Genomic DNA, 2,708 nt, shown 5'->3' on the forward strand with positions numbered 1-2,708 from the left:
CCGTCGGCGGTCACCGGCAGCACCTCGGGGTGTTCGGTGATCAGCCACGGCGGTGGTGCGGCGGTCATCGTGGCCAGATCGGCGGTGATGCCGTGTGCGGCGAGGTCGTCCATGACGCGGTCGAAGTACGCGAAGTCGTAGGCGTCGCGGGCCGGTTCCACCCGGGCCCAGCCGAAGATCGCGAGGTTCACGACGGTGACCCCGGCCTCGGTCATCAGCTTGAGATCCTCGGTGCGGGTGGCCTCGGGCCACTGGTCCGGGTTGTAGTCGGCGCCGAAGCCGATGCCGCCCAGGCGCGCGCGCAGGGCGGCCACGCGGCCGGCGGGAGTGGGTGTGGTGTCGTTCATCGGTGCGTTGTGGCGCGGCAGGGCCTATGGCCACCGGTCCGTGCGCCACCTCTCCTTCGAGGTTACGGGGCGGGATCCGGAGGCACGTGCCCCCCGGGATGTGCCGGTTCGCGGGGGACTTCGAGCGCCGCGCATTCGCCGCCGACCCACATTGGATTCGCGGGCACGCGACGCGCCCGTGTGGGTGCTTCCGGTTCGGTATGGGTAGGGGTTTCGTTGGGCGGTGGTGGTCAGGCGCCGAGCGGTGCGGCGGTGCTGTCGCGGACGATCAGGTTCGACGCGACCGAGGTCGCGCTGCGGACGTCCGCGTGGCCGACGCGGAATTGATCGAGCAACAGTGCGACGCACTGCCGGCCGACTTCCTCGAAGTCCTGGTGGACGGTGGTGAGCGAGGGCAGGAACCAGGCCGACTCGGCCAAGTCGTCGAAGCCGACGACGCTGACGTCATGGGGAACGGCACGGCCGGCCTCATGCAGGGCACGCACGATGCCCAGCGCCATCTGGTCGTTGCCCGCGAACACCGCGGTCACATCGGGGTTCGCGGCGAGTTCGAGGCCGGCCGCGTAGCCGCTTGCCGCCGTCCAGTCGCCGTACAGCAGTGGGGGAACGCGCGAGCCGGCGTCCTTGAGGGTGCGATGCCACGACTCGGCACGGCGGCGGGCCGCGTACGAGTCCTGGGGGCCGGACACGTGCCACACCGTGCGGTGGCCCAGGTCGAGCAGGTGCTCGGTGGCCAATCGGGCGCCCTCGGCCTGATTGGTGTCGACTCCGGGGTGACGCCGTGTCTCCTCGCCGTCGACCACGACGACCGGCAGGCCGGAGGGTAGCCGGAGCGCGGAGGTGTCGAGGATCTGCGCCTCGATCAGGATGATGCCGTCTACGGCCTGCATGGTCAACCGATCGAACGCCTCGTGCACCGCGCTCTCGGTCTGCGCGCGCACGCTGACCACGTTCACCGAGTAGTCCGCGTCCTGCGCGGCCGACACGATGGCTTCGAGCGTGCGGGCGTTCCCGTACGCGTTCAGTCCGAAGCTGATCACGCCGAGCATCCGGAACTTGCCGGTGGCCAGTGCCCGGGCAGCCGTGTTGGGTCGGTAGCCGAGCATCCGCATCGCGGCGAGCACGCGTTCGCGCGTCGCCTCGTCGACGTTGTTGCGGTTGTTCGCGACGCGCGAGACGGTCTGGCTGGAGACCCCGGCCATCTCGGCGACGTCGGCCATGGACGGGGCGCGTTTGCGCGCTGTGGCGGATCCACCCGTCCCGGGCATCGCCGGTCCACCTTCCTTCGGCATACCCCGGTCCTTTCACTCACCGCGTGGCGCTCTGGCAGCGCACGAATCATGTTTGCGCAAACACGAAGTCAGGTCAACGGGGTTGCGATCGTGACCTGAGATTGCCGGTTCCGAGGTACCGATGGCGGACTATTTCCGACTTCTTGCCCCACGGTCGACTATTGACAGCACGACATGCTGAGGACACACTCTCGAATCGCAGCCGAAATGTTGGCGCAAACATCAACGAGCGATCCTCGTTTCCGCGATCCCGCCCCCTTCCACCCGAACCGCCTGCGATCCGTCCTCGATATCGAGCCCGGCGTGACGCAGCGTCCCGGAGGACCTTCCGTGAGACTCGACTCGGCCCCGCGTTGCCGCAGAGGTCCGCAGTGAAGCGCGGCGCCCTACGGCGCAACCTCACCGGTCATGCCTTCTTCGCCCCCTTCCTGATCGTCTTCGTCATCGGCGTTGCCGCACCGCTCGTCTACGCGTTCCGGCTGAGCCTGTACGAGGATCGGATGATCGGGGGCACGGTCTTCGTCGGCTTCGACAACTATTCGAAGGCGCTGAGCGACCACCTGTTCACTGCCGGGCTGGCCCGGGTCGCGCTATTCTTCGCGATCCAGGTACCGCTGATGCTGACCCTGTCGCTGCTCATGGCATTGGCCATCGACAGCGGCCGGTTGCGCGCGCCGGGCCTGTTCCGGGTGGGCATATTCATCCCCTACGCGGTGCCCGGCGTGGTCGCGGCATTGATGTGGGGCTACATCTACGGTGACCGCTTCGGCCTCGCGGCCGAGGTGGGTGACCTGCTCGGCACGAAACTGCCCGATCTGCTCGGTCCGGACTGGATGCTCGCGTCCATCGGCAACGTGGTGACCTGGTCCTACGTCGGCTACAACATGCTGATCCTCTACGCCGCTCTGCGGGCGATCCCCGACGAGCTCTACGAGGCCGCCGACATGGACGGCGCGGGTTCCTTCCGCAAGGCCTGGAGCATCAAACTCCCGGCGCTGAAGCCGGCGTTGCTGCTGGCCACCACGTTCTCCGTGATCGGCAGCTTTCAATTGTTCAACGAGCCGAGCAT

The 2,708-nt window shown here is 68.0% G+C and carries 3 protein-coding genes; 1 reads left to right on the forward strand and 2 read right to left on the reverse strand.

Translation table 11 applies throughout. The features are described from left to right. Positions 1–347: beta-galactosidase (locus tag ACZ4FV_RS51965; RefSeq protein ID WP_465328440.1), on the reverse strand; the 347-nt coding region annotated here is incomplete at its 3' end. Between the two features lie 230 nt (positions 348–577). After that, positions 578–1,567, reverse strand: a complete 990-nt coding sequence (locus ACZ4FV_RS51970; RefSeq protein WP_465328444.1) for a LacI family DNA-binding transcriptional regulator — start codon at positions 1,565–1,567, stop codon at positions 578–580. Positions 1,568–2,010: 443 nt separating this feature from the next. Between ACZ4FV_RS51970 and ACZ4FV_RS51975 the strand changes: the two genes are divergently transcribed. Beyond that, the coding region (locus ACZ4FV_RS51975; protein WP_465328442.1) for a carbohydrate ABC transporter permease at positions 2,011–2,708 on the forward strand (698 nt) is incomplete at its 3' end.

The sequence above is a fragment of the Embleya sp. NPDC025285 genome, from assembly GCF_055558835.1.

Excerpts from the sequence above, each read along its gene's own strand:
- ACZ4FV_RS51970 (WP_465328444.1), bottom strand. The coding sequence starts at position 1,567 with ATGGCCGACGTCGCCGAGATGGCCGGGGTCTCCAGCCAGACCGTCTCG.